Source organism: Streptomyces sp. NPDC037271 (assembly GCF_055603605.1).
Genome location: NZ_JBVJVN010000009.1, coordinates 194,587 through 199,463, shown reverse-complemented (window position 1 = coordinate 199,463; position 4,877 = coordinate 194,587). Strand labels below are relative to the sequence as shown.

At 71.7% G+C, this 4,877-nt stretch carries 3 protein-coding genes; all 3 read right to left on the bottom strand.

Annotated features, from left to right (window positions below):
- Nucleotides 1-137: 137 nt before the first annotated feature.
- A complete protein-coding gene (locus ACZ7G3_RS18320) occupies nucleotides 138-1,532 on the bottom strand; it encodes a nucleobase:cation symporter-2 family protein (RefSeq protein ID WP_470926712.1) in 1,395 nt (464 codons plus the stop codon).
- A 288-nt stretch (nucleotides 1,533-1,820) separates the two neighbouring features.
- Nucleotides 1,821-3,233, bottom strand: a complete 1,413-nt coding sequence (locus tag ACZ7G3_RS18315) for an 8-oxoguanine deaminase (RefSeq protein ID WP_470926710.1) — start codon at nucleotides 3,231-3,233, stop codon at nucleotides 1,821-1,823.
- A 70-nt stretch (nucleotides 3,234-3,303) separates the two neighbouring features.
- Nucleotides 3,304-4,719 (bottom strand): nucleobase:cation symporter-2 family protein, encoded by a 1,416-nt coding sequence (locus tag ACZ7G3_RS18310; protein ID WP_470926708.1) that lies wholly within the window; start codon nucleotides 4,717-4,719, stop codon nucleotides 3,304-3,306.
- Nucleotides 4,720-4,877 lie beyond the last annotated feature (158 nt).

Below are 4,877 nucleotides of genomic sequence, written 5' to 3'. Positions count from 1 at the left end.
CCCAGCGCCACAAAGGAGGAGTTCGGCCAGCCCACCCCTCTCTCCCCGGTCTCCCTCCCCCCCCCCCCTCCCCCCCCCTCCGCCTCCCCCCCCCCCCCCCCCCCCCCCCCCCCCCCCTTCCGCGTCATGCCCTCGGGTCACGGCGTGGCGGGCGCCCGGGTCGCCGTTGCCTCGGTGATCTCCGTCCCCGCCTCCATCGGATGGGTCACGTCCTCCGCGTCCCGCCCCCGGCCGCCGATGTGGTTGAACACCAGGTTGAGCAGGACGGCTGCCAGACAGCCGGTCGAGATACCCGAGTCGAGGATGATCTTCGCGTTCTCCGGGAACGAGTGGTAGAACTCCGGCGCCGCGATCGGGATGATGCCGACGGCCAGGGAGACCGCCACGATCAGGACGTTGTTGTCCTTGTCCAGGCTCGCCCTCACCAGGGTCTGGATGCCACTGGCCGCGACCGAGCCGAACAGCACCACTCCGGCACCGCCGAGCACCGGCCGGGGTACGACGGCGATGAGCGAGGCGGCCATCGGGCACAGGCCCATCAGGACCAGGAAGCCGCCGCCCGCGGCCACGACGAAGCGGCTGCGGATCTTCGTCATCGCCACCAGGCCGATGTTCTGGGCGAAGGCGCTGCACATGAACCCGTTGAAGACCGGGCTGAGCGCGGAGCCGAGGGTGTCGGCGCGCAGGCCGGCCGCGATGGTCTTCTCGTCGGCCGGGCGGTCCACGATCTCGCCCAGGGCGAGCATGTCGGCGGTGGACTCGGTCATCGAGACCACCATCACCACGCACATGGACAGGATCGCGGCGAGCTGGAACTGCGGGGCGCCGAAGTGGAACGGCGTCGGGAAGCCGACGACGCTCGCGTCCGCGACCGGCCCGAAATCCGTGACGCCGAACGGGATCGCGATGAGCGTGCCCGCGACCAGGCCGAGCAGCACGGCGATCTGCTTGACGAAGCCCCGGGTGAAGCGGCGCAGGAGGAGGACGACGACGAGGGTGATCCCGGCCAGGGCCAGGTTGGTCGAGGACCCGAAGTCGTCGGCCTCGGGGCTGGAACCCTGCGCCCAGCCGAAGGCCACGGGCAGCAGGGATATACCGATCAGGGTGATGACCGTACCGGTGACGACCGGTGGGAAGAACCGGATCGCCTTGCTGAAGAAGGGGGCCGCGAAGAAGCCGATGAGTCCGGCGACGATGACGGCGCCGAAGATGATCGGCAACGCGTCGGACTTGTCCTCGGTGGACGCGACGATCGCGGTCATGGGGGCGACACCGGCGAAGGTGACGCCGTTGACGAAGGGCAGCCGGGCACCGATCTTCCAGATGCCGAGCGTCTGCAGGAAGGTGGCGAGGCCCGCGGTGAACAGGCAGGCGCCGGTGAGGAAGGTCAGTTCGGTCGCGGACAGGCCGATGGCCGCGCCGACGATCAGGGGTGGGGCGACGACTCCGGCGTACATGGCGGCCACGTGCTGCAGGCCGGTCGTCGCCATTTTCAGTGGCGGGAGTTTCTCGTCAACAGGGTGGTCGGCCACGGCGGCGTTCCTCCGGTCGGGTACACGTCGGCATTGACGCGGGTGTCAGGGAGGTGGTGCGGGTGGGCATGGGGTACCTCCCGCTCGGGCGAAGTCGAGAGTGGGGGAGGGACCGGGACGGACCGTTCGGGGAAACGGTGACCGCTCCGGGGGCGTACGCATGGGCGCACGCCCCGGAGACGGCCGCCGTGGACCCCGCTCGGGTCCACGGCTACCGGCCGGGAGCCGTCCCTCCCGGCCGGAGCTCAAGTGCCTTGCGGCCTGTCGGTGTTCAGCTGCCGCGGTGGTTCAGCCCTGCGCCGCGACGCGTGCCAGCCGCCGCGCCTCGTCCCGGGTGGAGCGGGCGACGGCGTCCTCGTCGACCGTGAGCAGCCGGCCGTTCTCGACGATCTGGCGGCCGTTGACGAACGACGCCGTGACCGGGGCCGCGGCACCGAGGACCAGTGCGGTCACCGGATCGGCGATCGAGGAGTGGGCGAGGGTGTCCATCCGCCACAGCACCAGGTCGGCCAGCTTGCCCGGCTCCAGCGAGCCCGTCTCGGCGGCCCGGCCGAGGACCTGAGCACCGCCGTAGGTGCCCAGGCGCAGCGCCTTGCGGGCGTTCAGCGCGGCCTCGCGGTGGGCGCCGAGGCGGTTGACGAGGAGCGCGTTGCGCAGTTCGGTGTGGAGTTCGCCGGACTCGTTGGAGGCGGTGCCGTCGACGCCGAGGCCGACCGGGACGCCGGCGGCGAGCATGTCGGGGACGCGGGCGATGCCGGCGGCCAGTCGCGCGTTGGAGGACGGGCAGTGCGCGACGCCGGTCCCCGTGCGGGCGAAGGCGGCGATGTCGGCGTCGTTCATGTGGACGCAGTGCGCCATCCACACGTCCTCGCCGAGCCAGCCGGTGGACTCGAAGTAGTCGGTCGGGCCCATGCCGAACAGCTCGTGGCAGAACGCCTCCTCCTCCATGGTCTCCGAGCCGTGGGTGTGCAGCCGTACGCCGAGGCGACGGGCCAACTCGGCGCCCTGGCGCATCAGTTCGGTGGAGACGGAGAAGGGGGAGCAGGGCGCGACGGCGACCTGGGTCATCGCGTCGAAGGAGGCGTCGTGGTGTTCCCGGACGGTGGCCTCGGTGGCGGCGAGCGCGTCGTCCAGGCTCTCCACCGCGAAGTCCGGCGGCAGCCCGCCGTCGGACTCGCCGCGGTCCATGGAGCCGCGGGCGAGGGTGAAGCGGACGCCCGTCTCGCGGGCGGCGCGGATGATCGCGCCGGACAGGTCGCCGGAGCCCCGCGGGAAGACGTAGTGGTGGTCCATGGCGGTGGTGACACCGCCGCGGGCCATCATGGCGAGGGAGCCCTGGGCCGCCGCGTACGCCATCGGTTCGTCGATGCGCGCCCAGGTCGGGTAGAGGGCGACCAGCCAGTCGAACAGGTTGTGGTCGGTGGCCAGGCCCCGGGTGATCCACTGGTAGAAGTGGTGGTGGGTGTTGACCAGGCCGGGCGTGGCCAGGTGGCCGGTCGCGTCGATCCGGCGCACCACGTTCTCCAGGCCCTCGGGTGCCCCTCCCGCGCCGACCGACTCGATCCGGTTGCCGGCGAGGACGAGGTGTCCCGAGGCGATCTCGGTGTCGCCCGCGTCCACCGTGGCTATCGCGCAGTTCTCGATGACCACACGCTCGGCCGCGTGCCCGGCCGCGCGCTCTGCTGCCGATGATGCTGCCATGCTGCTTCCTTCTCTTTCAGTGGGCCCGTGGGCGGGAGTTGAGTACCCACGGGGAGGGCACGGCAGGACCCTAGGAGGATTTGAGTGCCGGAACGGTGGTGCGGCTCCGGGTGCCGAGATGGTGGAAGAACAGGTTGAGACAGACCGCGACGAGCGCGCCGGCGCTGATGCCGGAGCCGAGCACCGTCTGTGCCCACGCCGGGAACTCGGCGTAGAAGGTCGGCGCGGCCAGCGGGATGATGCCCGCGCCGAGCGCCACGGCCACCAGGATGATGTTGGAGCTGTCGTCCAGACCGGCCTCGGACAGCGTACGGATGCCGCTGACGGCGATCGAGCCGAAGAGGACGATGCCCGCACCGCCGAGTACCGGCATGGGGACCAAGGAGACGACCGCGCCGAGGACCGGGAAGGCGCCGAGGACGAGCAGGGTGGCGCCGGCGACGGCGACGACGTAGCGGCTGCGTACCCGGGTGAGGGTGACGACGCCGACGTTCTGCGCGAAGGCGGAGGTGGGGAAGCCGCCGAAGACGGGGCCGACCAGGGTGGCGAGGCCGTCGGTGCGCAGGCCGCGGGTGATGACCTTGGCGTCGGCGGGGCGGTCGCAGATCTCGCCGAGGGCGAGCATGCCGGCGGACGACTCGGTCATCAGGACCAGCATCACGATGCACAGCGACAGGATCGCGGCGGGCTGGAACTCGGGGGCGCCGAAGGCGAAGGGCGTGGGCAGCGCGGCGACCGGCGCCGACTTCAGGGCGCTGAAGTCGGCCATGCCGACGGGGATGGCGACCAGGGTGCCGACGAGCAGGCCGAAGAGCAGGGCGACCTGCTTGAGGAAGCCCTTGCCGAAGCGCTGCATGACGAGGATGACGGCGAGGGTGAACGCGGCGAGCGCGAGGTTGCCCATGGAGCCGAAGTCGGCGGCGCTCTCGTCTCCGCCCTGGGCCCAGCCGACGGGGACCGGCATCAGCGTGACGCCGATGAGGGTGATGACCACGCCGGTGACCAGGGGCGGGAAGAAGCGGAGCAGACGGCCGAAGAACGGGCCGACGGCGAGGCAGAAGACGCCGGCAACCATCACCGCGCCGTAGATGGCGGGGAGTTGACCGCCCTCGCTGTTCGTCTCGGCGATGGCGAGGATGGGCGCGATACCGGCCGAGGAGGCGGCGTTGACGAACGGCAGGCGGTTGCCGACGAAGCCCTTCACGCCGAGGGTCTGGAGCAGGGTCGCGACACCGGCGATGAGCAGGCTCGCGGCGATCAGCCGGGTGCGGCCCTCCAGGTCGAGTCCGCAGGCCTGGCCGATGATGAGCGGAGGAGTGACAACGCCCGCGTACATGGCGGCGATGTGCTGGAGCGCGGCGGGGACGAGCCGCGAGGGGTGGAGCTTCTCGTCGACCGGGTGCACGGACGTGACGGCGTCCTCCGTGTGCTCCGGTGACGGGGTGGAACGTGAGCCTTTCGCCGGCTCCGTTGCAGGCTGTGCCATGGTGTTCCCTCCGGTGTGGCGGGGGGGGGGGGGGGAGGGGGGGGGGGGGGGGGGGGGGGGGGGTGGGTGGGGGGGGGGGGGGGGGGGGAAAGGAATGCGGCGCGGCGATCAGCTCCGAGGGGGCGGATGTCGCGGGCGAGGTATGCCAGGGCGGGGAA

What these genes read in the sequence shown, in the direction of transcription:
- ACZ7G3_RS18315 (WP_470926710.1), bottom strand. Translation starts at nt 3,233, where the DNA reads ATGGCAGCATCATCGGCAGCAGAGCGCGCGGCCGGGCACGCGGCCGAG.
- ACZ7G3_RS18310 (WP_470926708.1), bottom strand. Translation starts at nt 4,719, where the DNA reads ATGGCACAGCCTGCAACGGAGCCGGCGAAAGGCTCACGTTCCACCCCG.